Origin of the sequence: Mesorhizobium sp. B2-4-1, from assembly GCF_006442185.1 — a bacterium.
Taxonomy (GTDB): Bacteria; Pseudomonadota; Alphaproteobacteria; order Rhizobiales; family Rhizobiaceae; genus Mesorhizobium.
In genome coordinates, this window is the sequence record NZ_VFVN01000012.1 from 1 (window position 1) to 26,646 (window position 26,646).

At 64.1% G+C, this 26,646-nt stretch carries 30 protein-coding genes; 18 read left to right on the plus strand and 12 right to left on the minus strand.

The annotated features are described in order from the left end of the window. Window positions 1-956 (plus strand): tripartite tricarboxylate transporter permease (locus FJ949_RS25220; RefSeq protein ID WP_181171842.1); only part of this gene is annotated, 956 nt, incomplete at its 5' end. Window position 957: 1 nt separating this feature from the next. Here the strand turns inward: FJ949_RS25220 and nth are convergent. Then, on the minus strand, window positions 958-1,761 hold the full coding sequence (gene nth, locus FJ949_RS25225; RefSeq protein ID WP_140500181.1) for an endonuclease III: 804 nt from the start codon (window positions 1,759-1,761) through the stop codon (window positions 958-960). 22 nt (window positions 1,762-1,783) lie between these two features. Between nth and FJ949_RS25230 the strand changes: the two genes are divergently transcribed. Then, the gene (locus tag FJ949_RS25230; protein WP_140500184.1) at window positions 1,784-2,278 is read left to right on the plus strand and encodes a DUF2244 domain-containing protein; all 495 of its coding nucleotides are present in this window, start codon (window positions 1,784-1,786) and stop codon (window positions 2,276-2,278) included. A 45-nt stretch (window positions 2,279-2,323) separates the two neighbouring features. Here the strand turns inward: FJ949_RS25230 and FJ949_RS25235 are convergent, their stop codons facing one another. Continuing rightward, window positions 2,324-3,139 (minus strand): class I SAM-dependent methyltransferase, encoded by an 816-nt coding sequence (locus FJ949_RS25235; RefSeq protein ID WP_140500186.1) that lies wholly within the window; start codon window positions 3,137-3,139, stop codon window positions 2,324-2,326. Between the two features lie 114 nt (window positions 3,140-3,253). On the opposite strand from FJ949_RS25235, the gene FJ949_RS25240 reads away from it, so the two are divergent. From FJ949_RS25240 to FJ949_RS25255, 4 genes are all read left to right on the plus strand, one after another. Then, a complete protein-coding gene (locus FJ949_RS25240; protein WP_140500187.1) occupies window positions 3,254-4,132 on the plus strand; it encodes a bifunctional helix-turn-helix domain-containing protein/methylated-DNA--[protein]-cysteine S-methyltransferase in 879 nt (292 codons plus the stop codon). A 161-nt stretch (window positions 4,133-4,293) separates the two neighbouring features. Further along, window positions 4,294-5,199, plus strand: a complete 906-nt coding sequence (locus FJ949_RS25245) for a ribokinase (protein WP_140500189.1) — start codon at window positions 4,294-4,296, stop codon at window positions 5,197-5,199. 10 nt (window positions 5,200-5,209) lie between these two features. Further along, on the plus strand, window positions 5,210-6,649 hold the full coding sequence (locus tag FJ949_RS25250; protein WP_140500190.1) for an amidase: 1,440 nt from the start codon (window positions 5,210-5,212) through the stop codon (window positions 6,647-6,649). Window positions 6,650-6,759: 110 nt separating this feature from the next. After that, window positions 6,760-7,374 carry a LysE family translocator gene (locus FJ949_RS25255; RefSeq protein ID WP_140500192.1) on the plus strand — a complete coding sequence of 205 codons (615 nt, stop codon included), beginning with the start codon at window positions 6,760-6,762 and terminating at the stop codon, window positions 7,372-7,374. Window positions 7,375-7,546: 172 nt separating this feature from the next. Here FJ949_RS25255 and FJ949_RS25260 read toward each other — a convergent pair whose 3' ends face one another. Beyond that, window positions 7,547-8,488 carry a nucleoside hydrolase gene (locus FJ949_RS25260; protein ID WP_140500193.1) on the minus strand — a complete coding sequence of 314 codons (942 nt, stop codon included), beginning with the start codon at window positions 8,486-8,488 and terminating at the stop codon, window positions 7,547-7,549. Window positions 8,489-8,789: 301 nt separating this feature from the next. Here FJ949_RS25260 and FJ949_RS25265 point away from each other — a divergent pair, with 301 nt between their 5' ends. Next, window positions 8,790-9,215, plus strand: coding sequence for an Hsp20 family protein (locus FJ949_RS25265; RefSeq protein WP_013893014.1), 426 nt, complete (start codon window positions 8,790-8,792; stop codon window positions 9,213-9,215). Window positions 9,216-9,291: 76 nt separating this feature from the next. After that, complete coding sequence (locus FJ949_RS25270; RefSeq protein ID WP_140500195.1) at window positions 9,292-9,561, plus strand: DUF1150 family protein; 270 nt, start codon at window positions 9,292-9,294, stop codon at window positions 9,559-9,561. Between the two features lie 67 nt (window positions 9,562-9,628). Here the strand turns inward: FJ949_RS25270 and ptsN are convergent, their stop codons facing one another. From ptsN to lptC, 6 genes are all read right to left on the minus strand, one after another. Beyond that, window positions 9,629-10,093, minus strand: a complete 465-nt coding sequence (gene ptsN / locus FJ949_RS25275; RefSeq protein ID WP_135898701.1) for a PTS IIA-like nitrogen regulatory protein PtsN — start codon at window positions 10,091-10,093, stop codon at window positions 9,629-9,631. Between the two features lie 58 nt (window positions 10,094-10,151). Then, window positions 10,152-10,730 carry a ribosome-associated translation inhibitor RaiA gene (gene raiA, locus FJ949_RS25280; protein ID WP_140500197.1) on the minus strand — a complete coding sequence of 193 codons (579 nt, stop codon included), beginning with the start codon at window positions 10,728-10,730 and terminating at the stop codon, window positions 10,152-10,154. 264 nt (window positions 10,731-10,994) lie between these two features. Next, window positions 10,995-12,521, minus strand: a complete 1,527-nt coding sequence (rpoN, locus tag FJ949_RS25285) for an RNA polymerase factor sigma-54 (protein WP_140500199.1) — start codon at window positions 12,519-12,521, stop codon at window positions 10,995-10,997. A gap of 194 nt (window positions 12,522-12,715) precedes the next feature. Further along, window positions 12,716-13,534: an LPS export ABC transporter ATP-binding protein gene (gene lptB / locus FJ949_RS25290; RefSeq protein WP_140500202.1), complete on the minus strand. Its 819-nt coding sequence runs from the start codon at window positions 13,532-13,534 to the stop codon at window positions 12,716-12,718. Next, the gene (locus FJ949_RS25295; RefSeq protein ID WP_140500204.1) at window positions 13,534-14,118 is read right to left on the minus strand and encodes an LptA/OstA family protein; all 585 of its coding nucleotides are present in this window, start codon (window positions 14,116-14,118) and stop codon (window positions 13,534-13,536) included. Before FJ949_RS25295 ends, lptB begins: the two co-directional genes overlap by 1 nt. Continuing rightward, window positions 14,105-14,818: an LPS export ABC transporter periplasmic protein LptC gene (gene lptC, locus FJ949_RS25300; RefSeq protein WP_140500206.1), complete on the minus strand. Its 714-nt coding sequence runs from the start codon at window positions 14,816-14,818 to the stop codon at window positions 14,105-14,107. Before lptC ends, FJ949_RS25295 begins: the two co-directional genes overlap by 14 nt. Before the next feature lie 383 nt (window positions 14,819-15,201). Between lptC and sppA the strand changes: the two genes are divergently transcribed. The 4 genes from sppA to FJ949_RS25320 all read left to right on the plus strand — a co-directional run bounded on the left by sppA (window position 15,202) and on the right by FJ949_RS25320 (window position 17,932). After that, entirely contained in the window at window positions 15,202-16,158 is a 957-nt protein-coding gene (sppA, locus tag FJ949_RS25305; RefSeq protein WP_140500208.1) for a signal peptide peptidase SppA, read from the plus strand. Window positions 16,159-16,238: 80 nt separating this feature from the next. Continuing rightward, entirely contained in the window at window positions 16,239-16,523 is a 285-nt protein-coding gene (locus FJ949_RS25310; RefSeq protein WP_006200394.1) for an integration host factor subunit beta, read from the plus strand. 53 nt (window positions 16,524-16,576) lie between these two features. Then, entirely contained in the window at window positions 16,577-16,909 is a 333-nt protein-coding gene (locus FJ949_RS25315) for a DUF1049 domain-containing protein (protein WP_140500210.1), read from the plus strand. A gap of 57 nt (window positions 16,910-16,966) precedes the next feature. Then, window positions 16,967-17,932: an ornithine cyclodeaminase family protein gene (locus FJ949_RS25320; protein WP_140500212.1), complete on the plus strand. Its 966-nt coding sequence runs from the start codon at window positions 16,967-16,969 to the stop codon at window positions 17,930-17,932. 1 nt (window position 17,933) lies between these two features. Here the strand turns inward: FJ949_RS25320 and FJ949_RS25325 are convergent, their stop codons facing one another. From FJ949_RS25325 to FJ949_RS25335, 3 genes are all read right to left on the minus strand, one after another. After that, the gene (locus FJ949_RS25325) at window positions 17,934-18,365 is read right to left on the minus strand and encodes an EVE domain-containing protein (RefSeq protein ID WP_140500214.1); all 432 of its coding nucleotides are present in this window, start codon (window positions 18,363-18,365) and stop codon (window positions 17,934-17,936) included. Continuing rightward, window positions 18,362-18,757 (minus strand): VOC family protein, encoded by a 396-nt coding sequence (locus tag FJ949_RS25330; protein ID WP_140500216.1) that lies wholly within the window; start codon window positions 18,755-18,757, stop codon window positions 18,362-18,364. Before FJ949_RS25330 ends, FJ949_RS25325 begins: the two co-directional genes overlap by 4 nt. Before the next feature lie 102 nt (window positions 18,758-18,859). After that, window positions 18,860-19,546 (minus strand): YafY family protein, encoded by a 687-nt coding sequence (locus tag FJ949_RS25335; protein WP_140500217.1) that lies wholly within the window; start codon window positions 19,544-19,546, stop codon window positions 18,860-18,862. A 134-nt stretch (window positions 19,547-19,680) separates the two neighbouring features. Between FJ949_RS25335 and FJ949_RS25340 the strand changes: the two genes are divergently transcribed. The 6 genes from FJ949_RS25340 (at window position 19,681) to FJ949_RS25365 (ending at window position 26,637) form a co-directional block, all read left to right on the plus strand. Further along, on the plus strand, window positions 19,681-20,754 hold the full coding sequence (locus FJ949_RS25340) for a class I SAM-dependent rRNA methyltransferase (RefSeq protein WP_140500219.1): 1,074 nt from the start codon (window positions 19,681-19,683) through the stop codon (window positions 20,752-20,754). Beyond that, window positions 20,754-21,614 (plus strand): RNA methyltransferase, encoded by an 861-nt coding sequence (locus FJ949_RS25345; protein ID WP_140500221.1) that lies wholly within the window; start codon window positions 20,754-20,756, stop codon window positions 21,612-21,614. The genes FJ949_RS25340 and FJ949_RS25345 overlap by 1 nt, the downstream gene beginning before the upstream one ends. 13 nt (window positions 21,615-21,627) lie before the next feature. Next, a complete protein-coding gene (gene lspA, locus FJ949_RS25350; RefSeq protein WP_140500223.1) occupies window positions 21,628-22,116 on the plus strand; it encodes a signal peptidase II in 489 nt (162 codons plus the stop codon). Window positions 22,117-22,178: 62 nt separating this feature from the next. After that, on the plus strand, window positions 22,179-23,171 hold the full coding sequence (locus FJ949_RS25355; protein ID WP_140500225.1) for an MDR family oxidoreductase: 993 nt from the start codon (window positions 22,179-22,181) through the stop codon (window positions 23,169-23,171). Between the two features lie 85 nt (window positions 23,172-23,256). Next, window positions 23,257-25,566 (plus strand): PAS domain-containing hybrid sensor histidine kinase/response regulator, encoded by a 2,310-nt coding sequence (locus FJ949_RS25360; protein WP_140500227.1) that lies wholly within the window; start codon window positions 23,257-23,259, stop codon window positions 25,564-25,566. Window positions 25,567-25,749: 183 nt separating this feature from the next. Next, complete coding sequence (locus FJ949_RS25365) at window positions 25,750-26,637, plus strand: GNAT family N-acetyltransferase (RefSeq protein ID WP_140500229.1); 888 nt, start codon at window positions 25,750-25,752, stop codon at window positions 26,635-26,637. Window positions 26,638-26,646 lie beyond the last annotated feature (9 nt).

A 26,646-nucleotide genomic window follows, 5' to 3' on the forward strand; every position in this document is an offset into this window, starting at 1 on the left:
CCGATATCTACACCGGCACGCCGCGCTTCACGCTCGGTATCCCCGAATATGCCGACGGGCTGAATTTCGTCGCCGTGGCGGTCGGCGTCTTCGGCATCGCCGAGATCCTTCGCAACCTCGAAAACGAGCATGAGCGCTCAGTGATGATCCGAAAGGTTTCCGGCCTCATGCCCACCCGCGACGACTTCAGGCGCATGGCGGCGCCCATCGTGCGCGGAACGATCATCGGTTCAGCGCTCGGCATCCTGCCGGGAGGCGGCGCGATCCTCGCGGCCTTTGCCTCCTACACGGTCGAAAAGCGCGTATCGAAAAACCCCGAAGAATTCGGCAAGGGCGCGATCGCAGGTGTCGCCGGGCCGGAATCGGCCAACAATGCCGGCGCGCAGACCTCCTTCATCCCCATGCTGACGCTCGGCATTCCAGCCAATCCGGTCATGGCGCTGATGATCGGCGCGATGATCATCCAGGGCATCGTGCCCGGCCCGAATGTCGCGACCGAACAGCCGGCGCTTTTCTGGGGCATCATCGCCTCCATGTGGATCGGCAACCTGATGCTGATCGTCCTGAACCTGCCGCTGATCGGGCTCTGGGTGAAGCTGCTTACGATCCCCTATTACGTGCTTTTCCCGATCATCATGGCGTTCTGCTCGATCGGCGTTTACAGCGTCAACACCAATGTCTACGACCTCTACGCCGTCGCCTTTTTCGGCTTCCTCGGCTATCTCCTGACCAAACTGCGCTGCGAACCCGCGCCCCTGCTGCTCGGCTTTGTGCTTGGCCCCCTGCTTGAGGAAAATCTCCGCCGGGCCATGATTCTGTCGCGTGGCGATCCCAGCGCCTTCGTGACGAGACCGATCAGCGCCGGCCTGCTCCTCATCGCGCTCGCCGTGCTCGTCATCGTCTTCCTGCCCGCGGTCAAGAAGAAGCGCGAAGAGGTGTTTGTGGAGGAGAGTTAACTTATTGAATTCCGCTCGCTTCCTCGAGCGGAGCGATCTCGACCAGCGGCGCCGGCACGCTGGTCGTCTTTTCCTGCGCCTTGCAGAGGTCGGCGATGACGCAGGCCGGGCAATCCGGCTTGCGCGCCTTGCAGACGTAGCGGCCATGCAGGATCAGCCAGTGATGCGCGTGGCGCATATATTCGTCGGGAATGATCTTCAACAGCCCCTGCTCGACCTGGTCGGGCGTCTTGCCGGGCGCCAGTCCTATGCGGTTGCCGATGCGGAAGATGTGCGTGTCAACGGCCATCGTGTGCTGGCCGAAGGCCATGTTGAGCACGACGTTGGCGGTCTTGCGCCCGACCCCCGGCAATTTGACCAGTTCGTCCCGGCTGTCCGGCACCTCGCCACCATGATCGCGAATCAATGCCTGCGACAGCGCGATGACGTTCTTGGCCTTGTTGCGCCACAGACCGATGGTCCTGATATAGTCGCCGACCCTGGCCTCACCCAGATCCAGCATTTTGCGCGGCGTATCGGCGATCTTGAACAGCGCCCGCGTCGCCTTGTTGACGCCGGCGTCGGTCGCCTGCGCCGACAGCACGACGGCCACCAGCAGGGTGAAGGGATTTACATGTTGGAGCTCGCCCTTCGGCTCCGGCCGCTGGACGGCAAAGCGCCGGAAAATCTCGTGCACCTCCGCCGGACTGTAGAGCGTTCTGGATCGGGCCGGCCTGGGGCTCGGCTTGGCGTTCGAGCCGTCGCGCCGTCCAGGCGGTGGCTTCTTTTCGGATTGTGCGGGTACTTTGGACTTGGGGCTTGCCATTTCCTTCCTATAATATCCAGATATGAACGACACAAATGCCTCGTTCCAGGCGGACGAACCCTTCTTCAGCGCCTTGCTGACCCCGCACCGGTCGCTGGGCAAGACCGGCTTCGCCGTGCTGATGGTCGCGCTGCTGTTCGGCTGGCTGGTGACCGGGGCTTTTTTCCTGTCGCGCGGCGCCTGGCCGGTTTTCGGCTTCTTCGGTCTGGACGTTGTCGCCGTCTACATTGCCTTCCGCATGAACTACCGTGCCGCCCGCGCCCGCGAGGAGGTGTCGATCTCGCGCACCAGCCTCGATATCCGCAAGACCGCGCCGTCGGGAAAATCGGAAGCGCACCGCTTCAACCCGTTCTGGGCGCGCTTTTCGGTCGCCCGTCACGCCGAAATCGGCATCACCCGGATGGCGGTCGAGGCGCAGGGACAAAACGTGGCGATCGGCGGCTTTCTCGACCCCGATTCCCGCGAAAGCTTCGCCACCGCCTTTTCACGTGCGCTCGCCACCGCCAAGGCGCGCTAGCCGAACAGCTTGCGTCCGGACCGCGTCGAACAAGGGTACGACGTTTCAGAAGCGATAGCGCAAAAGCCTGCCGATCTTGCGCAGTGCGGGAATGTATTTCCAAAGCCGAACGAACAGCTGCGCGGGCCAGCCCATGCGGGCGGCGTGTTCAGGTCCATAGGCCGGGATGTCTTCGATGAATCGGAGCTTCGGGACAGCCAGTTCCAGTTCGTGCGGATCCTCGATCGCCCAGTGGACCTCGGCGCCTGTCGCCCTGATCGCTGGATTGAGGCGCAGCAGCTTCAGGCCGAAACCGCTGTAAGCGTCGAAAATCAGGTCGCCGCCGGCAAGATGTATGACCAGGCGCGAGAACAGGCGGAACCCTTCCTCGGCCGGGAGATAGGGCGTCAGCCCCTCCGCCACCACGATGGCCGGTCGGTTCCGGGGCACTTCAGCCAGCCAGTCCGGCTCTGTTACCGACGAAGCGATGAGGCGATAGCGGTCGCGCGGCGGGTAAAGCTTGCGCCTGAGTTCAATGACTTCCGGATAGTCGACATCGAACCAGTCGACGCCTGGTAGCGGATTGACCCGGAAGATGCGCGTGTCGAGCCCGCACCCCAGATGCAGCACGATGGCATCAGGATTTCTGGCCAGAAACTCCTCGACGCGGACGTCCAGCGTCTTTGCCCTGATCGCCAGGCCGATGCCGAGATTGCTGTCGACCTTGAGCCTTGAGAAATCATAGTCGATCTTGCGCACCGCCTCGTCGGCGAAACGATCCCCAAGCAGCGAATGGGGCATCCGGCTTTCCAGCGCCTTGCCGTAGAGCGTCATCAGCAAGGTTTCTTTCGCGCCGGCGAGATTTACCTTTTCACCCGCCATGGCGACTCCTGGGCTCGAAAACCAGAGTTTATCTGGGTATGCGCCGCAAGAAGGCAAGTTTCGGGTGGTGATCGGCGCCCCAAGGGCTGATATTCCGGCTCAAGGAGAAGTCCCATGAGTACACAGACAGCAGTCCTCAAGAAGGACATCACGCCCGAAGGCAGCGACTACGAAATCGTGCGCCGCGCCATCGAGAAGATCAGCCTCGACTATCGCGACCAGCCTTCCCTCGAGGAGCTTGCAGAGGAGGTCGGCGAGACGCCGACCGGCCTGCAGAAGCTGTTCACACGCTGGGCCGGCCTTTCGCCCAAGGCTTTCCTGCAGGCGGTGACGCTGGACCATGCCCGCAGGCTGCTCGATTCCGGCATGCCGCTGCTTGAAACATCGTTCGAGCTCGGCATGTCCGGCCCCGGCCGGCTGCACGACCTGTTCGTCACCCATGAGGCGATGTCGCCGGGCGACTACAAGACGCGCGGCGCCGGGCTCACCATCCGCTATGGCTATCATAGCTCGCCATTCGGCACCGCCCTGATCATGGCCACCGACCGCGGGCTTGCCGGCCTCGCCTTTAGCGATCCGGGCGAGGAACGCGCCGCTTTCGCCGATATGTCCAGCCGCTGGCCGAATGCCGTCTATGTCGAGGACATGGCCGCGACCGGTCCCTACGCCGCACGCATCTTCGACCCGACGCTGTGGCGCCCGGACCAGCCGCTGCATGTCGTGATGATCGGCACCGACTTCCAGGTTCGCGTCTGGGAGGCCTTGCTCCAGATTCCGATGGGCAAGGCTCGCACCTATTCCTCGATTGCCGCCAGCATCGGCGCGCCGAGCGCCAGCCGCGCCGTCGGCGCCGCCAACGGCGCCAACCCGCTCTCCTTCGTGGTGCCTTGCCACCGCGCCATCGGCAAATCCGGCGACCTCACCGGCTACCACTGGGGCCTGACCCGCAAGCGCGCCATTCTGGGCTGGGAGGCTGGACAGGTCACCTCTTGAAATCGGGAACGCCGGCAACTTCCGCCGGCATTGTCACGTGGAAAACGACGACGCCCCGCTGACTCGCATGACGCGGCACCGCAGCGCTTGCCATATCGGCATGCACTGGAAAGCAACGATCTTACAGGATAGCTTCCCGCTCATTCATGAGGAGGCATTCCTTGATCATCGTCGTCGGCTCGATCAATCTCGACCTTATTGCCAATGTCGACCGCTTGCCGAGCCCTGGCGAGACGGTGAGCGGCTCCGGTTTCGCCACCGCGCCCGGTGGCAAGGGCGCCAACCAGGCGTTGGCCGCCGCGCGCGCCGGCGCCAAGGTGCGCATGGTGGGAGCCGTCGGCAAGGATAGTTTCGCCGGCGAGGCCCTGGCGCTGCTGCGCCAGGCCAAGGTGGATCTGTCTGGCGTGGGCGAAACTTTTGCCTCGACGGGCACCGCGCTGATCATGGTCGGCGACGATGGCGAGAACATTATCGCCGTGGTGCCGGGTGCCAACGCCTCGGTGCTGCCCGGCGACCTGGCCAAGGCCTTCCCCCGAAAAGGCGATGTCGTGCTCCTGCAACACGAGATCCCGCTTGCGACCGTCGAAGCCGCGCTCGATCAGGCAAGCGCGGCCGGTGCCGTCACCGTGCTCAACACCGCACCCTTCCATCGCGACGCGGCCGGCTTGCTCGGCAAGGCCGACTATGTCGTCGCCAACGAGACCGAGTTCGACCTGTATGGCGAGGTGCTGTCGCTGAGCGGGCGCGACCGCGCGGCACGGATGCGCGACTTTGCCGGGAAAACCGGCCGCACCATCGTCGTCACGCTCGGCGGCGACGGCGTGATGGCGGCGACGCCGACCGATTCCCTGACGGTTCCCGCTTTGAAGATCACCCCGGTCGACACGGTTGGTGCAGGCGACACCTTTTGCGGCTATTTCGCCGCCGGCCTGTCGTCGGGCCTGCCCCTCGAACAGGCGCTCGCCCGGGCCGGCGCGGCCGGCTCGCTGGCATGCCTGAAGCCGGGCGCCCAGCCGGCCATCCCGTTGGCCGCCGATGTCGACCAGGCACTCCTGAAATCCCGCTGAGACGACCAGAATGCGCCCCCAGACAAAGCATGCCGCGCCACCGGCCGGTGATATATGCCGCCTGCCCGCCGTCGAACTGGCCGACGCGATCCGGCAAAGGAAACTTTCGGTACGTGAGGTCGTGACGGCATTCCTCGACCGCATCGAAGCCGTCAACCCGCTCGTCAACGCCATCGTTTCCATGCGCGATCGCAGCGATATCCTGCGCGAGGCCGACGCAGCCGATGCCCGTCCGGACCGGGCCGGTGCGCTTTTCGGCCTGCCGATCGCGGTCAAGGATCTCGCAATGACCCGCGGCCTGCGCACTTCCTTCGGCTCGCCGATCTTCGCCGATTTCGTGCCGCAGGAGGACGATTTCTTCGTCGAGCGCATGCGCAACGCCGGTGCCATCATCATCGGCAAGACCAACGTTCCCGAATTCGGCCTCGGCTCCAACACCTACAATCCCGTGTTCGGCCCGACGCTGAACGCCTTTGATCCAGATTTGAGCGCCGGCGGCTCGAGCGGCGGCGCCGCGGTGGCGCTGGCGCTGGACATGGTGCCCGTCGCCGATGGCAGCGACTTCGGCGGCTCGTTGCGCAATCCAGCCGCCTGGAACAATGTCTATGGTTTCCGGCCATCGCAGGGGCTCGTCCCCGGCGGCCCGGACGTCGAGGTCTTTCATGCCCAGATGGGCGTCGATGGGCCGATGGGGCGCAATGTCGGCGACATGGCGCTGCTGCTCGACGTGCAGGCGGGCCATCATCCGCACGCACCCCTGTCCTATGAGAAACAAGGCTCCTTCCTCGAAGGCCTGCGGATGCCCGCCACGGGCGGCCGTATCGCCTGGCTCGGCGATCTGGGCGGGCATTTGCCCATGGAGCCCGGCATTCTCGAGCTCTGCCAAGCCGCGCTCGACCGCTTCGGGGAGGCATCGTTCAAGGCCGAGGCACTGGTACAGGATTTTGATTTCGAGGCCTTGTGGCAGGCCTTCGTGACGTTGCGCCAGGCAAGCAGCGGCTGCGCGCTGAAAGTGCATTATGACGATCCCGCCAGGCGCGCCCTGTTGAAGCCCGAAGCCGTCTGGGAGGTGGAGAACGCGCAACTCCTGACGGCGCCCCGGATTCGCGCCGCCTCGGTCGTCCGGACGTCCTGGTACCGGATGCTGCTGTCGCTGTTCGACCGCTTCGACCTGATTGCATTGCCGACCGCGCAAGTCTTTCCGTTCGACGTCGGCACCCATTGGCCGCGCGAGATCGCCGGCCGGCCGATGGACAGCTATCACCGCTGGATGCAGGTTTCGGCGCCCGCGACCATGGGCGGCTGCCCGGCCGTCAGCGTGCCGGTCGGCTTCGACGCCAGAGGCCGGCCGATGGGCATGCAGCTGATCGGCCGGCCGCGTGGCGACATGGCTGTGCTGAAGGCGGCGGCGGCCTATGAGACGACACTGCCGTGGCCGTCCGGCGCCTGAATCCGGTGCATCTGCGTATCGCGCGGCTCCATGTGCCGGCTTGCACCGGCATCGCCGCCGTGCATTGATTGTGGCGCCGCACAGGCGGCATTCTCCCCGAGGGAAAAATCATGTCGCTGGAACTCTATGCCGCCTATGTCCTTGCGTGCGTCGTCATCATCCTGGTGCCAGGGCCGACGGTCACGCTGATCATCGCCAACAGCATCCGTCATGGCGCCCGCGCCGGCCTGGCCAATGTCGCCGGCACGCAGGCCGGCCTGGCGGTCATGATCGCCATCGTCGGCATCGGCCTCAACACGCTGATATCGGGCATGGGGCACTGGTTCGAATGGGTGCGGCTGATCGGTGCCGCCTACCTGATCTGGATGGGCGTGCAGATGTTCCGGTCCAAGGGCAAGCTGAACGCCGACGGAACGGCGCGGAAGCCGCGCGGCGGCTTTTTCCTGCAGGGCCTGCTGGTAGCGCTCAGCAACCCGAAGACGCTGATCTTCTTCGGCGCCTTCTTTCCGCAATTCATCGCGCCGCAAGGCAATTATTCGCTGCAGATCGCCGTCATGGGCCTCACCGCCATGATCTTCGCCGCCATGTCGGATTCGACTTATGCGCTGGCAGCCGGCCGCGCCGGTCGCATCCTGTCCGCCCGCCGCGTCAAGCTCCTGTCCAGGATCAGCGGCAGCTTCATGGTCGGCGGCGGCCTGTGGCTGGCGTTTTCGCGGTCGAAGTAAGCACCGCCGCCTTTCCTTCCCCCTTGTGGGGAGGGTGGATCGGCGCGCAGCGCCGAGATGGTTGAGGGGTGCTCCAGCGGAGTGAGGCGTTGGCGTTCCCTGGAACAACCTCATCCGGCCTCGCTTCGCGAGGCCACCTTCTCCCGCAAGGGGAGAAGGTAAGGAGGCGGATTTAAAGCCGCCCCAGCCGTTCCAGCAACAGCGCGAAGAAGCCGTCATGGTCGATGTCGCCCATCACCTTGGCGTTCTTTTCCCGCTTGGTGACGCCCCACCAGTCGATCACGGTCATGCCCATGGTCAGTTCCGAGCTGGTTTCCACGCTGACATTGCAGTTGCGGCCTTTGAACAGCTCCGGTTTCAACAGGTAGGCGATGACGCAGGGGTCATGCAGCGGCCCGCCATCGGTGCCGTATTTCTCCTCGTCGAAACGCTCGAAAAACTCCAGCATCTCGGCCGTTGCGGTACCGACCTTGGTGCCGAGCTTGCGAAAGGCCTGGGTGCGCTTGGCGGTGGTCAGCGCCTTGTGGGTGACGTCGAGCGGCATCAGCACGATCGGAATGCCGGATTTCAACACCACCTCGGCCGCGTGCGGATCGACATAAATGTTGAATTCGGCCGCCGGCGTGACATTGCCGCCTTCGAAGAAGCCACCGCCCATCAGGATGATTTCCTTGATGCGCGGCGCGATCTTCGGCTCGCGGATCAGCGCCAGCGCGATATTGGTGAGCGGCCCGAGAGCGCACAGCGTGATGCTGCCGCTCTCTTCCTTCATCAGCGTCTCGACGATGAAATCGACGGCGTACTTATCCTGCAGCTTCATCGTCGGTTCGGGCAATTGTGGCCCGTTGAGGCCAGTTTGGCCATGCACCGCCTCGGCCGTAACCAGTTCACGCGCCAGCGGACGGACGGCGCCGGCATAGACCTTGATGTCGGGTCGGCCGGCCAGTTCGCAGATCTTGCGGGCGTTCTTTTCGGTAAGGTTCAGCGGCACGTTGCCGGCTACGGCTGATATGCCGACGATCTCCAGCTCGGGGCTGCCAAGCGCCAGCAATATGGCGACGGCATCGTCCTGGCCAGGATCCGTGTCGATGATGATCTTGCGTGTTTGGGGCATTTCAATTCCTTGTTTGGCCATGAGCTCATGCGTCCGAGCGAGCATGCGAAACGCACCGAACCGGCCTTGAGCTGCCGAACCGCTCCGCCCGGGGGACGAATCCCGGCGCAGCGCTTCTCCTTGCATCTCACTGCCGTTTCAAGCGCCATGTCGATCATTCTTGTGAGTCCACGACGTGGTCTTTTTGGGCGGGTGTTTTGATGGCTTGAACTTGGTCGTGGGGCGGACCATATCAAGACCATCGGGAAAAATGCCATCTGGGTTTTTCCAGTTTATGTCGCTCTTGAGAGGACAATGTAACATGAGCCGAATGACGCCTTTCTCCAGCCCGCTTCTCCTGGGTTTCGACGCCATGGAAAAGACGCTGGAGCGCCTGGCGAAATCCGGTGACAGCTATCCTCCTTACAACATCGAGCGGCTCAGCGGCGCCGACGGCAAGGCCGAAAGGCTGCGCATCACGCTCGCTGTCGCCGGTTTCGCCGAAAGCGATCTCGATGTCACCACGGAGGAAAACCAGTTGGTCGTGCGCGGTCGTCAGACCGACGATACCGAGCGCGAATTTCTTCACCGCGGCATCGCCGCACGCCAATTCCAGCGCTGCTTCGTGCTGGCCGACGGCATGCGGGTGATTGCGGCGGAGCTGAAGAACGGCCTTTTGTCGATCGATCTCGATCGGCCCGAGTCCGAGCGGCTGGTACGGAAAATAAACATATCGGTGAAAGACTGATCTTTGCCGATGGCTCTCATGCGGGATGGCCTACTGCCCAGAACCAGGGCGGCGTCTCGCGCCAAGGAGGCTTGAAATGACCAGAACTGACCAAAATCCTACACAAAATCCCACCATGACCAGCGGTGAATTCGCCCATCTCGGCGAGGGCTCGGTCGCTTATCTGCGCAAGGTTACGAGCGAGGAACTGCTCGGCCGTTTCCCGGGCATTGGCGAAATCGCGCCCGGCATGGAATTGTGGGCGCTGTTTGCCGCCAACGGCCAGCCGATCCTGCTTTCAGATGCGCGCGATCGCGCGCTGGCCGGCGCCATGGAAAACGACCTGACCACGGTCGCCATTCATTAAGGCGATTTTCCGCTGAAAACGAACGGGGCCGCCCGTGGCGGCCCTACCATTGTTCATCCAGAAAACGTCAGGCCGCGTGCGAGGCCTGGGTGTCCGATAAAAGCGCGTGGATCGCCACGGCGTCGCGCGTTCCCCTGATCTTGGCCACCGTATCGGCGTCGCGCAGCACCCGCGCGATGCGCGACAGCGCCTTCAGATGATCGGCGCCGGCCCCTTCAGGGGCCAGCAGCAGGAACACCAGGTCGACCGGCTGGTCGTCGAGCGCCTCGAAATCGACCGGCGTCTCCAGGCGGGCGAACACGCCGGCGATGCGCTTCACGCCGGCCAGCTTGCCGTGCGGAATGGCGATGCCGTTGCCGACCCCCGTCGAGCCGAGCCGCTCGCGCTGCAGGATCGTGTCGAACACCTCCCGCTCCGGAATGCCGGAAATCGCGGCCGCCCTCTCCGACAGCAATTGCAGAAGCTGCTTCTTGGAGTTCGCCTTCAACGCCGGCAATATCGCCGGAACGTTGATGAGATCGCTCAGATCCATACTTGAAAATCCCTTGTTCGCCTGCCGTCACCAGTCCCCATCCCTCGTGCGGCCGGTTTTATCCCTGTGCGACCTTGGTCGTGGACGGATCGATCCAGCCGATGTTCCCATCCGGCCGGCGATAGACGATGTTGACGTGATTGTTTCCGGCGTTGCGGAAGACGAAGACCGGACTGTCCTTTGTGTCGAGTTCTATGACCGCCGACGCCACCGACATGGTCTTCAGCGTCATGGTCGATTCGGCGACGATGGCCGGCGCAAAATCCTCCGGAATGTCCTCGTCGTCATCGGCGAGCGGCGCCATCACCGTGTAGGCGATATCGGTGAGCTCGCCATTGCCCGAATTGTGCGATTTCAGCCGGCGCTTGTAGCGCCGAAGCCGGGTTTCCAGACGATCCGCCGCGGCCTCGAAAGCCAGCGTCGGGTCCTGGGCATCGCCGGTCGCCTGCAGCGAAGCGCCGGAATCCAGCCGGATCATGCAATCCGCCGAATAGCGCGAGCCCGATTTGATGACGGTGACATGTCCGGCAAAGCCGCGGTCGAAATATTTGCCGATCGCCTCGCCGACACGATCGTTGATGCGCGTACGGAACGCATCGCCGATATCCATGTGTTTTCCCGATATGCGCAGATTCATCTGAAAACTGACCTTCCTTGCTCAGGCTTCAAACTGGCCGGAGTTTATACTCGTGGTCCGTGCGCACAAGCTTTGCGGCGTCACTCGCGCCGATTTAAATCCAAACTTTCCGGTTGATCACAAGCCGCCTTCTTGACCATCCCTAGGCCATTGTCGTGACGGACCATCCGCTAGCGGGCGCCGAGCCCGTCTCATGCGGGCGGGCTTCTAGCCACTTCACCGCAGCTTGTCAATGAAGCACGAACCCTGTGGAAATCGCCGAACCTAGCGCCCGGCGCTGGCAAGGGCCCGCTTCTCGCGCCGGCGCTGCACCGAGGACGGGATATTCATGCCTTCCCTGTATTTGGCGACCGTACGCCTGGCGATATCGACGCCGCTTTCGCGCAACATGTCGACGATCGCGTCGTCGGACAGGACGTCGACGGTTTTTTCCTCGTCGATCAATTGCTTGATGCGGTCGCGCACCGCTTCCGACGAATGCGCCTCGCCACCGCCCGACGAGGCGATCGAGGCGGTGAAGAAATAGCGCAGTTCGAACACGCCGCGCGGCGTCAGCATGTACTTGTTCGCGGTGACCCGGCTGACGGTCGATTCGTGCATGCCTATGGCGTCGGCCACCGTGCGCAGGTTGAGCGGCTTCAGCTGGCGCACGCCATGGACGAGGAAGGCATCCTGCTGGCGCACGATCTCCGATGCGACCTTGAGAATGGTCTTTGCCCTCTGATCGAGGCTGCGCGTCAGCCAATTGGCGTTCTGCAGGCACTCGGCCAGGAAATCCTTTTCGGCCTGGTTCTTGGCGTGCGGCGAAACCTGGGCGAAATAGATGTGGTCGACCAGCACGCGCGGCAGCGTTTCGGCGTTGAGCTCGACCGTCCAGCTGCCGTCATTGGCCGCGCGCACCTCGACATCGGCAATGACGGCGTCGCTGGCGCCGCCCGAAAATGCCATGCCCGGCCGCGGATCGAGCGCCCGGATCTCGGCCAGCATGTCCAGCAGGTCCTCTTCGTCGACGCCGCAGATCCGCTTCAGCGTGTGGAAATCGCGGCGCGCCAGGAGTTCGAGGTTGGCAATCAGCGCCTTCATCGCCGGATCGAGCCTGTCGCGCACGGCAAGTTGCAGCGACAGGCATTCGGCAAGGTCGCGGGCGAACAGGCCGGCCGGCTCGAAGGTCTGGCACACCGACAGCACCTTGGCCACGGCGTCGGCGCCGCTACCAAGGCGCGAGGCTATCTCAGCCGTATCGGCGCGCATATAGCCGGTCTCGTCGAGGCCGTCCGCGAGTTCGCCGGCGATCAGGCGCGCCGCCGGATCGGCGAAAGCGAGCGCGATCTGCTCGCTGACATGATCGCGCAGCGTGATCGCGGTCGCCGCCATGTCGCCGGCATCGAAGCCTTCGGACGAGGACGTGCCGCCATTGCCGGTCGCCGATTTCCACTGTGCCGTGAGGTCTGGTCCGAGTCGCTCGCTGGTGCCCGGGTCGTCCGGGAACAGGTTCTCCAGCGATGTGTCGAGCTTTTCCGAGATCGCCTCGGCGCTCCATCCCGCTTCGGTCTCGAACCAGTCGCCGTCGGCCGCCGTTTCCGGTGCCGCCTCGGTCCTCGGCACCTGGTCGCTGGCGGCGTCGTCCTGCGGCTCGGCGCGCTCTAGCAACGGATTGCGCTCGATCTCCTCGTCGATGAAGTGCTCGAGTTCGGCATGGGTGAACTGCAGCAGCCGGATCGACTGCATCAGCTGCGGCGTCATCACCAGCGACTGCGACTGTCGTAGCTGTAGTTTCGCCGCCAACGCCATGGTTCGGTTTCAAATGCCTCGTCTGCATCCGGACTGCCGGAAGAATTTTCGCGAACCGATAGAAACTGGCCCGGCTTTTGCTTGTCAAGGCAAACGCTAGCAAAACCCGCTTACCGGAGCGTTATCCCGGAGCAAGATCGCGAGAAAATGGCCCCTGACAGGAAAAAAATCGCGTCAGGAAACAAATTTCACGCTCAAAGCGTGAATCCCTCGCCCAGATAGAGCCGCCGCACGTCGGGATTTGCGACCACTTCATCAGCCCGGCCATGAGTGAGCACCTGGCCGGCATGGATGATGTAGGCGCGGTCGATCAGGCCGAGCGTCTCGCGCACATTGTGATCGGTGATGAGCACGCCGATGCCGCGCGCCGTCAAATGACGCACCAGTTGCTGGATGTCGGCGACGGCGATCGGGTCGATGCCGGCGAAAGGCTCGTCGAGCAGCATGTAGGCCGGGCGCGTGGCCAGCGCACGCGCGATCTCCAGGCGCCGACGTTCGCCGCCGGAAAGCGACATCGAGGGCGCCTTGCGCAAATGGCTGATATGGAACTCCTCGAGCAGTTCGTCGAGGCTGCGCTCGCGCTCCTTGCGGCTCTTTTCGACCACTTCCAGCACGGCGCGAATGTTCTGCTCGACGCTGAGGCCGCGGAAGATCGAGGCCTCCTGCGGCAGATAGCCGATGCCCAGACGCGCACGCCGGTACATCGGCATGGAGGTGACATCGAAGCCGTCGATCTCGATCGTGCCCTCGTCCACCGGCACCAGGCCGGTGACCATGTAGAAACAGGTGGTCTTGCCGGCACCGTTCGGACCGAGCAGCCCGACGGCCTCGCCGGCACGCACCCCGAGCGTGACGCCGCTGACCACCTTGCGACCCTTGTAGCTCTTGGTCAGGCCCTTGGCGATCAAGGTTCCCTTGAACTTCGCCTTATCGGCGGTGACCGTGGCCGGAGCCGAAACCTTGCCGGCGGCCCGCCCCGGAAGACGCGCCGTCAGCGACGACAGGCTGGCCATCAGGGGTTCGTCGCTCCCGATTTCGGCGGTGGCGTCATCGACATGATGACACGTCCGCCGCAGCCGTCGACATTTGCGAGGCCGGTCTTCATCTGCACGGTGAGCTTGCAGCCCTTGAGGACATTGGGGCCTTGCGACAGCACCACTTCCTTGCCGGACAGGACCAGCACCTGCGTCTTCATGTCGAAGGTGCCATTGTCACCGGTCGCGATCTGGTCATTCGACTTGATGTAAACTTTTCCGCTGACTTCAAGGTGGTCGATGTTGGCGGAGCCGGTCATCGCCGCTCCCGCTGCTTCCGTCCCCTTTGCGGCCGCGTTCGGGTCCTTGACGTAGTAGACCATCATCTTGCCGGACTTGAGCAGGGTCGGTCCCTGCACGACCGTGACGTTGCCGGTGAACACGGCGACGTTGTCTGCCTGCCGGACCTCCAGCTTGTCGCTCTCGATCTGGATGGGCTTGTCGCCCGACAGTTTGAGCCCGGACGCGCTCTCGGCGGTGGATTGCGCCAGCGCCGGCGCAAGCCCCAGCAAAAGCAGCGCCGAAGCTGCGGCGGCAAGCCGTGTCGAACTAATGAGCCACATTCGCTTCTTCGCCCTTTGCCTCTGCCGCCTTCAGATTGGCGGGATCGATATTGACGCGCACCTTGTTCTCGAACACCAGAACCTTGCCATTGTCCTGCACCGACAAGGAATTCGCGGTGATCTGCGACCCGTCACGGCTGACGTCCACGGGATCATCCGTCTTCATAGTGCCTTTGCCCATGTCGAGGAAGACCGATTTGAACCTGGCCTGAAGACCGTCGGTCGTGGCGATCGTGACGTCGCTGGTCAGGTGCATCGTATTGCCTTCGCGATCGTAGGTACCATGCGTGGCTTTGATCGCAGCGACATTGTCGGCCGCGATCGGCACCTTGGCGTCGATGCCGTCGAGTTCGATGATGCCTTGCGTGCTGACGTCCTGTATGGCGCGCAATGCCGTCATGGAATAGGGCAATTTCTGCTTGGTGAAGCCGTTGAGCTTGGGGTTGGCCATCACCAGCTTGCCGTTGGAAAAGGCGGTGCCTTCCGCCTGGACCGCGACGGACACCGGTGCGGCGAGGTAGGAATAGACCGGGAAGGCAATGGCGATCAACGCCGCTAGCACCGGCACGGCGAATTTGAGCACGCGCACCCGGCGCGAATGCCGCCGTGCGCGATCGAACGCGTCCCCCCTCGCCGGGCCGTCCGCCGGGGGAGCCAACTCCGTCTCGGTGCTGCTCGCTTCACTCGTTCGCGCTAACATAACTGCTTTCTTCTAAAACCCCTGCCCCGCCGGGCAACACCGCCTATAGGTGGGACGTCGGCGCTTTCAAGCAAGCACAAGCCGACGAAAACCGCGAAAATGTGACAGTTGCGGTCGTGCAGATCAGAACGGATCAACACCGACAGCCCTGCTTCATAGCAGAAATAGACGTCTGGCGTACATTTTTCGTTACCATCGGCTCCCCCCTTACCTGCCGTTCGTTTCACGGACCAATCACGAAACCGACGTCTTGGCGGACGCTGACGCGCACTTGCCTCGCGTGCGCCGCGCGCGGATTGCCGCGTCATGCGCAGACGGAACTGCTTCCAGACCGGGACGTCATGGTCTAAAAGCATCTCTTTCCATCGACCGTGAGGCTGACCATGGCATTGAGAGCCGACGACCTGATCGACCGCCGCCGCTTGCGGCGTAGGCTGACCTTCTGGCGCGCTGCGGCCATCGCCATCGTTGCGCTCGGCGTCATTGCGATCTCGGCCTGGTTCTATCGCGACGATTTCGGCGGCTCGGCCGTCGATCATATCGCCAAGGTCAGGATCGAAGGCACCATAACCGAGGACGACGAACTGATCGAGCGGCTGGAAGCCATCCGCAAGTCGCCGAAGGTGAAAGGCGTGATCCTCGCCATCGATTCCCCCGGCGGCACGACGGTCGGCGGTGAATCGATCTATGAGGAGGTGCGCAAGCTTACCGCCGACAAGCCTGTCGCGGCCGAGGTCGGCACGCTCGCCGCGTCGGCCGGCTACATGATCGCGAGCGCCACCGATCACATCGTCGCCCGCAAGACCTCGATCGTCGGCTCGATCGGCGTGTTGATCCAGTATCCTGATGTCAGCGGCCTGATGGACAAGCTCGGCGTCAAGCTGGAGGAAGTGAAATCCTCGCCGCTCAAGGCCTCGCCCTCGCCTTTCAAGCCGACCAACGAAGACGAGCGCGCCATGGTCCGCAAGCTCATCCTCGACAGCTACGACTGGTTCGTCGGCATCGTCGCCGAACGCCGCAAGATGACCCGCGAGCAAGCGCTGGCGCTCGCCGACGGATCGATCTTCACCGGTCGCCAGGGGGTCGCCAACGGCCTGATCGACGCCGTCGGCGGCGAGACCGAGGCGATCGACTGGCTGGTGACCAAGGGCGTCGACTCGAAACTCAAGGTGGTCGAATGGAAGGACACGGAGCGGCGCGGCGGCTTCCTGTTTTCCAAAGCGATGGTGCGCACGATCGCCGGCGCGCTCGGCCTGCCGGACTACAGCGGCGATATCATCCATGAACTTGGCGCCGACCGCTTGTTTCTTGACGGTCTCGTTTCCGTCTGGCACCCTTGAGATGCCGTTTGGGGTGGATGAAAAAGCAAACAAAATCATCCTCATAATTTCGACCGCACCGATTTCAGGGGACCCGTCCGATGATCAAGTCCGAACTTGTGCAGATTATTGCCACGCGCAATCCGCATCTTTTCCTGCGCGACGTTGAAAACATCGTCGGCGCGATTTTCGACGAGATCACCGACGCGCTCGCCGAAGGCAACCGGGTCGAATTGCGTGGCTTCGGCGCCTTTTCGGTGAAAAACCGCCCGGCCCGCACCGGCCGCAACCCGCGCACTGGTGAATCCGTCGAGGTCGAGGAGAAATGGGTGCCTTTCTTCAAGACCGGCAAGGAACTGCGCGAAAGGCTGAATGGCGGAAAGTAGGCGCGACGCCAGACCGGCCCTTCCCGGGAGGTCGGTTTCCGACGGAAAACATCATGCTCAATCGCTTCATGCTCATCGTGGTCTTCGTGCCCCTGGCGATCATCCTGATCGCGCTGGCCGTCGCCAATCGCGAACTCGTCGCCTTCACGCTGGATCCATTCAATCCCGGCAATCCGGCGCTGACGCTCACTTTGCCGCTGTTCATCTTTCTGTTCCTGGCCCTCGCCGTCGGCATGGTCGTCGGCAGCCTGGCGACCTGGGTCAAGCAGGGACGCTACCGCAAGCTGGCGCGCCAGCGCGGCGTCGAGGCCGAGAACCTGCGCCAGGCGATCGGCCGCACCCCGTCGACACCGCAGGGACCGGTGCTGCCGAAGCCGACCAACTGACCGCCGCACGGCGCTGTGGGCCCTCTCGGGCCCGCGATTTTCTTCACGGAGTTTCCCATGCTGACCATTTCGGCCGCAGAGGTCGACCAGTCGTTGACCTTCCCGGGCCTAGTGGAGACGCTGCGCGTGGCTTTCCGTGATGGCGCGGTGCAACCTGTCCGGCACCATCACACGGTCGAACGGCCGGACGGTGCGGCCTCGACCTTGCTGCTGATGCCGGCCTGGACCGACTTCAATGCAGCCGGCATCTCGGCCGGGGGACACATCGGCGTCAAGATCATTACCGTCTCGCCCGACAACAATGCCATCGGCAAACCGGCAGTGATGGGGGTCTATCTCCTGCTCAACGGCGCCACCGGCGAACCGGAGGCCCTGATCGACGGCCAGCGGCTGACGCAATGGCGCACGGCCTGCGCCTCGGCGCTCGCCGCATCCTATCTGGCGCGCGAAGACGCTTCCCGGCTGCTGGTGATCGGGGCCGGTGCGCTGTCGCCATTCCTCGCCAAGGCGCATTGCGCCGTGCGGCCGATCAGGACCATCCGCATCTGGAATCGCACCTTGGACAACGCCGAGAAGGTCGCCGCCGGACTGCGCGCCGAGGGCTTCGCGGCGAGCGCAGCGACCGATCTCGATGCCGAGCTCGGCCAGGCCGATATCGTCTCGTCGGCGACGATCGCCACCGATCCGCTGATCAAGGGCGCCCGCCTGAAGCCGGGAAGCCATGTCGACATGGTCGGCGGCTTCACCCCGACAATGCGCGAAAGCGACGACGAGGCGATAGGGCGCGCCCGCGTCTATGTCGACACCCGCGCCGGCGCCACCAAGGAAGCGGGCGACATCGTCATACCGCTCGCTTCGGGCGTGTTGAAACCGGAAGCCATCATAGCCGACTTGCACGAGCTGGCGCGCGGTCAGAAGCAAGGGCGCCGGAGCGCCGACGAGATCACGCTGTTCAAGTCGGTCGGCGCCGCGCTCGAGGACCTTGCCGCCGGCATTGCCGTCTACAAGGCGCTCAGGAGCTAGCTTACTGTCTCGGCTGGTTAGCGCCCATAGCTTCGGCGATTACGGCGAAATCGGCCGCGCTTATCGAGAACAGGCCGAAGCGCAGTTGATACCCCCAATTCGGCTTGCCGGCCGTGAAGTCCAGCCTGTCGAGCAATGGCTTGATCGGCGCTTCCCCGGCCGCCGCCCAGTCGACGTCGCGGCGAAAGGGCGTGAAGCCGCCGCCCATGTCGCCTTGATAGGGTTCTCCCTCCCGTACCGTGCCGATCGCCGTGAACGCCCGCAGCCCGTCTTTCTCGCCCAAAATCGTTGTCGGCGAATAATAAACAATGCCGTCCCCGGGCTGCATCCGCCGCAGCGGCGCCGCCTTGCCGTGGTTGACCTGCATAAAGCCGCCCTCGCGGCCGCGCCGGACGTGCTGCGCCGACGCCACCGCGATCCAATACGCGCTCATTCCTGCTCCCCGTCGGCCTGCTGCCCGTCCGACAGCCAGTAGACCCGCAGGCGATGGTTGTCGGGATCGAGCGCAACGAAGGTGCGGCCGAAATCCATGTCGGTCGGCGCCTGCAGGATCTTCAGCCCACGTCCGGACCAGTCGGCATGGGCGGCATCGACTGCCTCGGGCGTATCCAGGACAAAGACGATCTCGGCGCCGCCACCGGTCGCTGCCGCCGCCGGTTCCACCGTATGCCTCGACCAGAGACCGAGTTTGAAACCGTTGTCGAGCACGAACAGCACGAATGTCGGCGCGCTTTCGACCGGCTCGCGGCCGAGCAGCGCGCTGTAGAAGGCGCCGCTACGCTGCGGCTGGTCGACGTAGAGGATGACGAAATTGGGGGTGACCATGTCTGTTCTCCAGGGGTTTCGACCGGGACAGATATAAAGCGCATCACTGTCAGATTCTGGCAGTATCCGTCACGAAAGGCGCCCTGGACAGCTTACACACCGCTAACGCCGTGGGGTGTCGAGCGTTGCCCGCCATTCCTTCAGCAGCGCCTGACGGCGGCGCGGATAGCGCAGATCCGTCGTCTTGAGCTCGGCTATGCGGTCGGTGCGGAAATGCCGGAAATCCTGCCGTATTTCGCACCACGCCACCACGACCCGCACCTTGTCGAAGAAACCAAGCGCGAACGGCCACACGATGCGCCGCGAGCCCGCGCCACCGGCATCACGATAGAAGAAGTCCAGCTTGCGCTCGTTGCGGATCGCCTGCCGCACCAGGCCGAGATCGATGCCTTCGACAGTCCCGCTGGGCGGCCCGACCAGCAGTGCGGTGGCGTCGAGATCCTCGCGCAGATCATCCGGCAGCACCGACGCGATCTTGGCAAGCGCGTTGACGGCCGCTACCGAAAGCCGCGAATCCGGCTGCTTGGCGACCCAGCGCGAACCGAGCACAATTGCCTCGATCTCCTCGTCGCTGAACATCAACGGCGGCAGCATGAATCCGGGCTTCAGCACATAGCCGAGCCCCGCCTCGCCATCGATCGGCGCCCCCTGGCCCTGCAGCGTTGCGATGTCGCGGTAAAGCGTGCGAATTGAAATCCCGAGTTCGTCGGCGAGCGACTGCCCGCTCACCGGCATGCGATGCCGTCGTAATGTCTGGATCAGGTCGAGCAGGCGTTCGGAGCGGGACATATCGAAGATTTGCCTGTTTCTTTGACATTGGTCCATCGCAAGCCGACATGATCAGGCGACGCTTGCGCGGCGGACTTGGTTGCGAAGCCGGTTGCCCTATGTCAAAAGCGGCCACGCCTCGGAGATGCTCCTGCTTGAAATCTTTTCGCGACAAACGCCGCGACAGCCGTCCGCCCGCAAAAAGCGGTGCGCAACGGGTGCGTCCGCATGAAGGTCGTGGAACGGCCCGGCCGCAGGAGCGGCCCGACGCCAGGGCCGACGAGCGCCCCGAACCGAAGTCGGCGCCCCGCATTCTGGCCCGTCGCGACGGCGCTCTTCCGGCCGAACAGCTTCCGCTGATCCTCGAAGTGGCGCCGAATGGCGACTATGCGCTGCTCGACAGCGGCGCCGGCCAGAAGCTCGAACAATACGGTCCTTATCGGATCGTCCGCCCAGAGGGCCAGGCGATCTGGCAGAAGGCGCTGCCGGCAAGGGAATGGGACCGCGCCGACGCTGTCTTCACCGGCGATACCGACGAGGAAGGCATTGGCCGCTGGCGCTTCCCCGGGACGCCGCTCGGCGAGACCTGGCCGATGAAGCACGACGGCATCGATTATCTCGGCCGCTTCACCTCGTTTCGCCATGTCGGCGTGTTTCCCGAGCAGGCCTCGCACTGGGATCACATGGCCGGACTGATCGCGGCGGCCAGGCGGCCGGTCAAGGTGCTCAACCTGTTCGGCTATACCGGCCTTGCCTCGCTGGTGGCGGCGCGTGCCGGCGCCGAGGTCACCCATGTCGATGCCTCGAAAAAGGCGATCGGCTGGGCCCGCGAAAACCAGGAGATGGCCGGGCTTGGCAACAAGCCGATCCGCTGGATCGTCGAAGACGCAGTGAAATTCGCCGAGCGAGAGGAGCGCCGCGGCAGCCGCTATGACATTGTTCTGTTCGACCCGCCCGCCTATGGCCGCGGCCCCAAGGGCGAGGTCTGGCAGTTGTTCGAGGACCTGCCGGCATTGACCGATCTCTGCCGATCGATCCTGACGCCGAAACCGCTTGCCGTGGTGCTGACCGCTTATTCGATCCGCGCCTCCTTCTTCGCCATCCATGCCCTCATGCGCGACACCTTTGCCGGCATGGGCGGCAAGGTTGAATCGGGCGAATTGATCATCCGCGAAAAATCGGCGGGCCGCGCGCTGTCGACCTCGCTGTTCTCGCGCTGGGTGGCCTGATGAGTGGATATGACGGCGCCCGTCCGGTCGGGCAGGTGAAAGAGGTCACCAGCCTCGCCAATCCGCTGGTCAAGGACATCAAGGCGCTGGCCTTGAAAAAATTCCGCGACCAGCAGAACGCCTTCATGGCCGAGGGACTGAAGCTGGTCATCGATGCGCTCGACCTCGGCTGGCAGATCAGGACCCTGGTCTTCGCCAAGGCCGGACGCGGCAACGCGGCGGTTGAGAAGGTCGCTGCGCGTACGGTTGCCGCCGGCGGCACCGTGCTCGAAGTCTCGGAAAAAGTGCTTGTCGCCATAACCCGTCGCGACAATCCGCAAATGGTGATCGGCGTTTTCTCGCAGAAATTCCTGGCCCTGAAGGATATCCGCGCCGACAATGGCGATGTCTGGGTGGCGCTCGACCGGGTGCGCGATCCCGGCAACCTCGGCACCGTCATCCGCACGGTGGACGCCGTCGGCGCCAAGGGCGTGATCCTGGTCGGAGACACCACCGATCCCTTTTCGGTGGAGACGGTGCGCGCCACCATGGGCTCGATCTTCGCCGTTCCGGTGGCCAAGGCGACGACCGACGCATTCCTCGCCTGGCGCGGCGGGTTTTCTGGCCTCGTCGCCGGCACGCACCTCAAAGGCGCGGTCGACTACCGCTCGGTCGATTTTTCCCGGGGGCCGGTGCTGCTGATGATGGGCAATGAACAGCAAGGCCTGCCCGAAAGCCTGGCGGCGAGTTGCGACAGGCTGCTCAGGATTCCGCAGGCAGGGCGTGCCGATTCGCTCAATCTTGCCGTCGCCACCGGCGTCATGCTGTTCGAGATCCGCCGCGGCGCGCTGAAACTGGACCCTATGGTGGATTCGCAATGAGGGTTGCCCAATCGTGAAATCATGGTCTCCCTATGCGCTGCTGGTCGTCGCGGCCATCGCGCTCGACCAGTGGATAAAACATTTGGTCGAGATCGGCCTTCCCTTTCAGGAAAAGCTCGATCTCCTGCCCTTCCTGGCGCTGTTTCGCACCTATAATACCGGCATCGCCTTCTCGATGTTCTCATCCTTCGGCGATACCGGGCTGGTGATCATCGCCGTTCTCGTCGTCGCCTTCGTGCTCTATCTGGCCACGCACACGCCAGCGGGCCATGTTATTGCCCGCACCGGCTTTGCCCTGATCATCGGTGGCGCGCTCGGCAATCTGATCGACCGCGCCGTCTACGGCCACGTCATCGACTACATCCTGTTCCACACTCCGGTCTGGTCCTTCGCCGTGTTCAATCTCGCCGATGCCTTCATTTCGGTCGGCGCCGCGCTGGTCGTGCTTGACGAAGTTTTGGGCTGGCGGCGCCAGCCCAAGCCCCAGGGTCCCGACGCCTGACCGATTGACCCGGCGCGGCCGCCGCAGCAGAGTCCAAACGTCGATAGATCGAGGAGAGAAAAATGCCCGAAACCTTCAAAGCCATCCTCGTTTCGCGCGACGCCGAAAAGAAACAGTCGGTGGCGGTGACCGACCTCACCGAAGCCGATCTCATGGACGGTGACGTCACCGTCGCAGTCGAAGCGACGACGGTGAACTACAAGGATGGGCTCGCAATATCAGGCAAGGCGCCGGTCATTCGCCGCTGGCCCTTGGTGCCAGGCATCGATTTCGCCGGAACGGTCTTATCCTCTTCCCATCCCGACTGGCGCAAGGGAGACAAGGTCATCCTGAACGGCTGGGGTGTCGGCGAGACGCATTTTGGCGCCTATGCCGGGCGCGCCCGCGTCAACGGCGACTGGCTGGTGCCGCTCCCCGACGGCATCAGCGCGCATGACGCGATGGCGGTCGGCACCGCCGGCTATACCGCAATGCTGTGCGTCATGGCACTGGAGCGGCACGGCATCGTGCCCGATCGCGGGCCCGTGGTGGTGACGGGCGCGGCCGGCGGCGTCGGCTCGGTCGCGGTCTCCATCCTGTCCAGCCTGGGCTATCACGTCATTGCCTCGACAGGGCGCAATGCCGAAAGCCCGTATCTCATCGATCTTGGCGCCGCGGAGGTGATATCGCGCGACGAACTCAGCCAGCCGACCAAGCCGCTCGCCAAGGAGCGTTGGGCGGGCGGCATCGATTCCGTCGGCAGCCACACACTGGCCAATGTGCTCTCTATGACCTCCTATGGCGGTGCCGTCGCGGCCTGCGGCCTGGCCGGCGGCATGGACCTGCCGTCGAGCGTGGCACCTTTCATCCTGCGCGGCGTTTCGCTGCTCGGCATCGATTCGGTGATGGCGCCGAAACCGGTGCGGCTCGAGGCCTGGCGCCGCATCGGCGCCGACCTGGATCTGCGCAAGCTCGCCAGCCTGTCCACGACCATCGGCTTCGACAACATCATCGACGCCGCGCGCGACATCGTCGACGGCAAGATCCGCGGCCGCGTCGTCGTAGACATGCAGTGAGTTCGCCGGGGTAAAACAACCTATCCGCTAAAATTCGAACGATCCCCCGCAGGCTTCCATAATTTCTGTCCGGTAGGGTTTTCGCATGGTCGCGGAATCCGGCATCCAGGAAGCGGAGACTGGCGAAGACGTCGATGCGGTACCCCCGCCGGCGTCGGCGCGGCGGTTCGTCGCCGCACCGCCGCTGGCGCCTGAGCCGCAACAGGCCAGGAATGAGCCGCGATTGGCCGGCCGCGAAGGCTTGCCGCTGCTGACCTTCGTCGCCATCATCATGCTGGCGGGGTTGACCCACCTGACCGGCGCGCCGATCTTCATCAGCCTCGCTTTGCTGGCGACCGGCCTTGCCGGCTTCGGCCTGCACCTGCGCGCCAGAAGGAACGAATACCGCACCGCCGCGCTGCTTGATGAAACCACGGCTCGCAGCCGTGCCGAGATCGAGACGCTGGCCGATCGCATGTGGGAGATGCAGGAGAGCGAAGAGCGCTTTCGCGGCCTGATCGACGCGCTTGGCGATCTCGTCATTCATCGCGACCGCGACGGCTATATCGTCTATGCCAACAAGGTGTTCGCCGATCTCGTCGAGGTCGATCAGCGCGACCTCGCCGGCAAGACCCTGGCGGAACTTGGCATCGAAGTCGGTATCGTTCCCGACGCCGCCTTTTCCGACCATGAATGCCTGAGTTCCACCGACGTCGCCATCCGCACCCCTGGCGGTTCGCGCTGGTTCTCGTGGATCGAACTGTCGGTGCGCGACAAGGACAGCGGTTCTGTCTCGCATCGCGCCATCGCCCGCGACATCACCGCCCGCAAGCGTGCCGAATCCTCGCTGATCACCGCGCGCGAGCGGGCCGAATACGCAAGCCAGGCCAAATCGCGCTTCCTCGCCACCGTCAGCCATGAAATCCGCACGCCGATGAACGGCATCATGGGCATGGCCAGGCTGTTGGCCGATACCAGCCTGTCGCCGGAGCAGCAGACCTATGTCGGCGCCATTTCGACCTCGGCCAGCGCGCTGCTGGCCCTCATCGAGGACCTGCTCGACTATTCCAAGATCGAGGCGGGACGCTTCGATCCCGAACCGCAGCCAATGTCGGTGCGCGAGATCGCCGACAACGTTGTCGAGCTCCTCGCCGCGCGCGCCTTCTCCAAGGATATCGGCCTCGGCTGCCATGTCGAGCCCGACGTGCCGCAATTGATCACCGCAGATCCGGGCCGGGTCAGGCAGGTGCTGCTCAACCTGATCGGCAACGCCATCAAGTTCACCGACAGCGGCGGGGTGCTGGTGAGTATAGCGCGCGCCCGCACTGAAACCACCGACCGCATATGCTTCACCATCGCGGATACCGGGCCAGGCCTGCATGAAGACGACATGGAGCGCATTTTCGAGGAGTTCGAGCAGGCCGACGGCACCTCGACGCGCGCGCATGGCGGAGCCGGTCTCGGTCTTGCCATCTCCAAGCGCCTGGTGACCGCCATGGGCGGCACGATTTCCGTCTCCAGCCGGTTGGGTCAGGGTTCGGAATTCGTCTTCGATATCCCGGCCATCTCCGCGAGCGAGCCACCACCGGGCCGGGTGGACGCGCTTCAGGGCAGGCACGCGGTAATCCTGTCGAGAAATATCGTCGAGGCCGACGCCATCGCCCGCAGCATCCGCGCCAATGGCGGCGCGGTCGATATCGCCACCACCGTGGCGCAGGCGGCATCGTTCTCCGGCGATTGCGACGTGCTGCTGGTCGACGCGGCCATGGAAGAGGGCGACGGAAGACTGCTCAAGCGGCTGCGCCAAAGCGGTTTTTCCGATTGCGAAGCCATCACGCTGATCGCCCCGACCGATCGCGGCATGCTCGGCGAGTTCCGCGCCAGCGGCTACGCGACCTTCCTCGCCAGACCGGTGCGAGGCGGAACACTTTTGCGTGTGCTTCTGAGCAGTCATGCGCCGGCGCTTGCCCCGACACGGCCGGAAAAGCCCCACCCGCCGGCGCTTCGCGCCGCCAGTGATCGCCAGCGTGGCCTGTCGGTGCTGATCGCCGAGGACAATGACATCAACGCCATGCTCGCTCGCGCCACGCTGCTGAAGGCCGGTCATCGCGTCAAGGTTGTCGGCAACGGCAAGGCGGCGGTCGAGGCCGTTACCGGTGCCGGACACAAACACCGCTTCGACGTGGTGCTGATGGACCTGCACATGCCGGTGATGGATGGGATGGACGCCATCGCCGCCATCCGCCGCCATGAGGAGGAGACGGCCGTGCCGCCAGTGCCCATCATGGTGCTGTCGGCCGACAGCCAGGAAAAGACCCGCCATGCGGTGCTCGCCCACGGCGCCAGCGGCTTTGTCACCAAGCCGCTCGACCCCGATGCACTGGTCGACGCCATCGAGGGGCAGGTCGCCGCCTGAGACTTTTTTTCTTCAATCTCCTGCCGAGCGGCGCCACCTTGCTTTTGCATAACGTAGCCGGTTGACCGTATTCGCCAGCCGACGAAGTATTGCCCGCGACGCCGTATCACGGTACTGTCACAATCCTGTTGCACCTACACCGTATCCCCGTGCCAAGAGGGATGGCTCGAAGGAGAATCACTCGTGCATACAGTTATGCCGGAATGTGACACTCGGCCGAACGCCGGCGGCGCCTTGCTTGCCGGGCGCAATGTCGATTCCGTCACAAAGGGCGCAGCGCTCGGCCGTATCGGCAACCTCGAAGTGCGGCTGGCCCGCAACGAGGCCGAGATCGCGGCCGCGCAGGAAGTGCGCTACCGGGTATTCTACGACGAGCTTGGCGCCAGGAAGAACCTGTTTCAGGTGCAGGACCGCCGTGATGCCGACCGCTTCGATCCGCACTGCGATCACCTGCTCGTCTTCGATACCTCGCTTTCCGGCCCCGAACATCGCCGCATCGTCGGGACCTACCGGCTGCTGCGGCAAGAAATCGCTGCGGCCGCCGGCGGCTTCTATTCCGAAGGCGAGTTCGAGCTGACCAAGCTCATCGCCCGTCACCCCGGCCAGCGCTTTCTCGAGCTCGGCCGCTCCTGCGTCCTGCCGGAATACCGTTCGAAGCGCACCATCGAGGCATTGTGGCAAGGCATCTGGGCCTACATCAACCACTACGGCATTGGCGTGATGACCGGCTGTGCGTCTTTCCAGGGCACGGTGCCGGCGGCCCATGCCGAGGCGCTCACCTATCTGGCGCATCACTGCCGCACGAATTCGGCTTGGGACGTGCGCGCCGTCGCCGGGCGCTATTGTTCCATGGACCTGATGCCGATCGAGGCGGTCAATGCCAAGGCAGCGATCGCTGCGATGCCGCCCTTGGTCAAGGGCTATCTCAGGGTCGGCGCCCGCATCGGCGACGGCTGCGTCATCGATCGTGAATTCTCGACGGTCGATGTGTTCGTGGTGATGCCGGTCAAGGAGATCGGCGCCCGCTACGTCAATTATTACGGCGGGGAAGCGCAGCGTTTTGCTGCGTGAGCAGTAGTC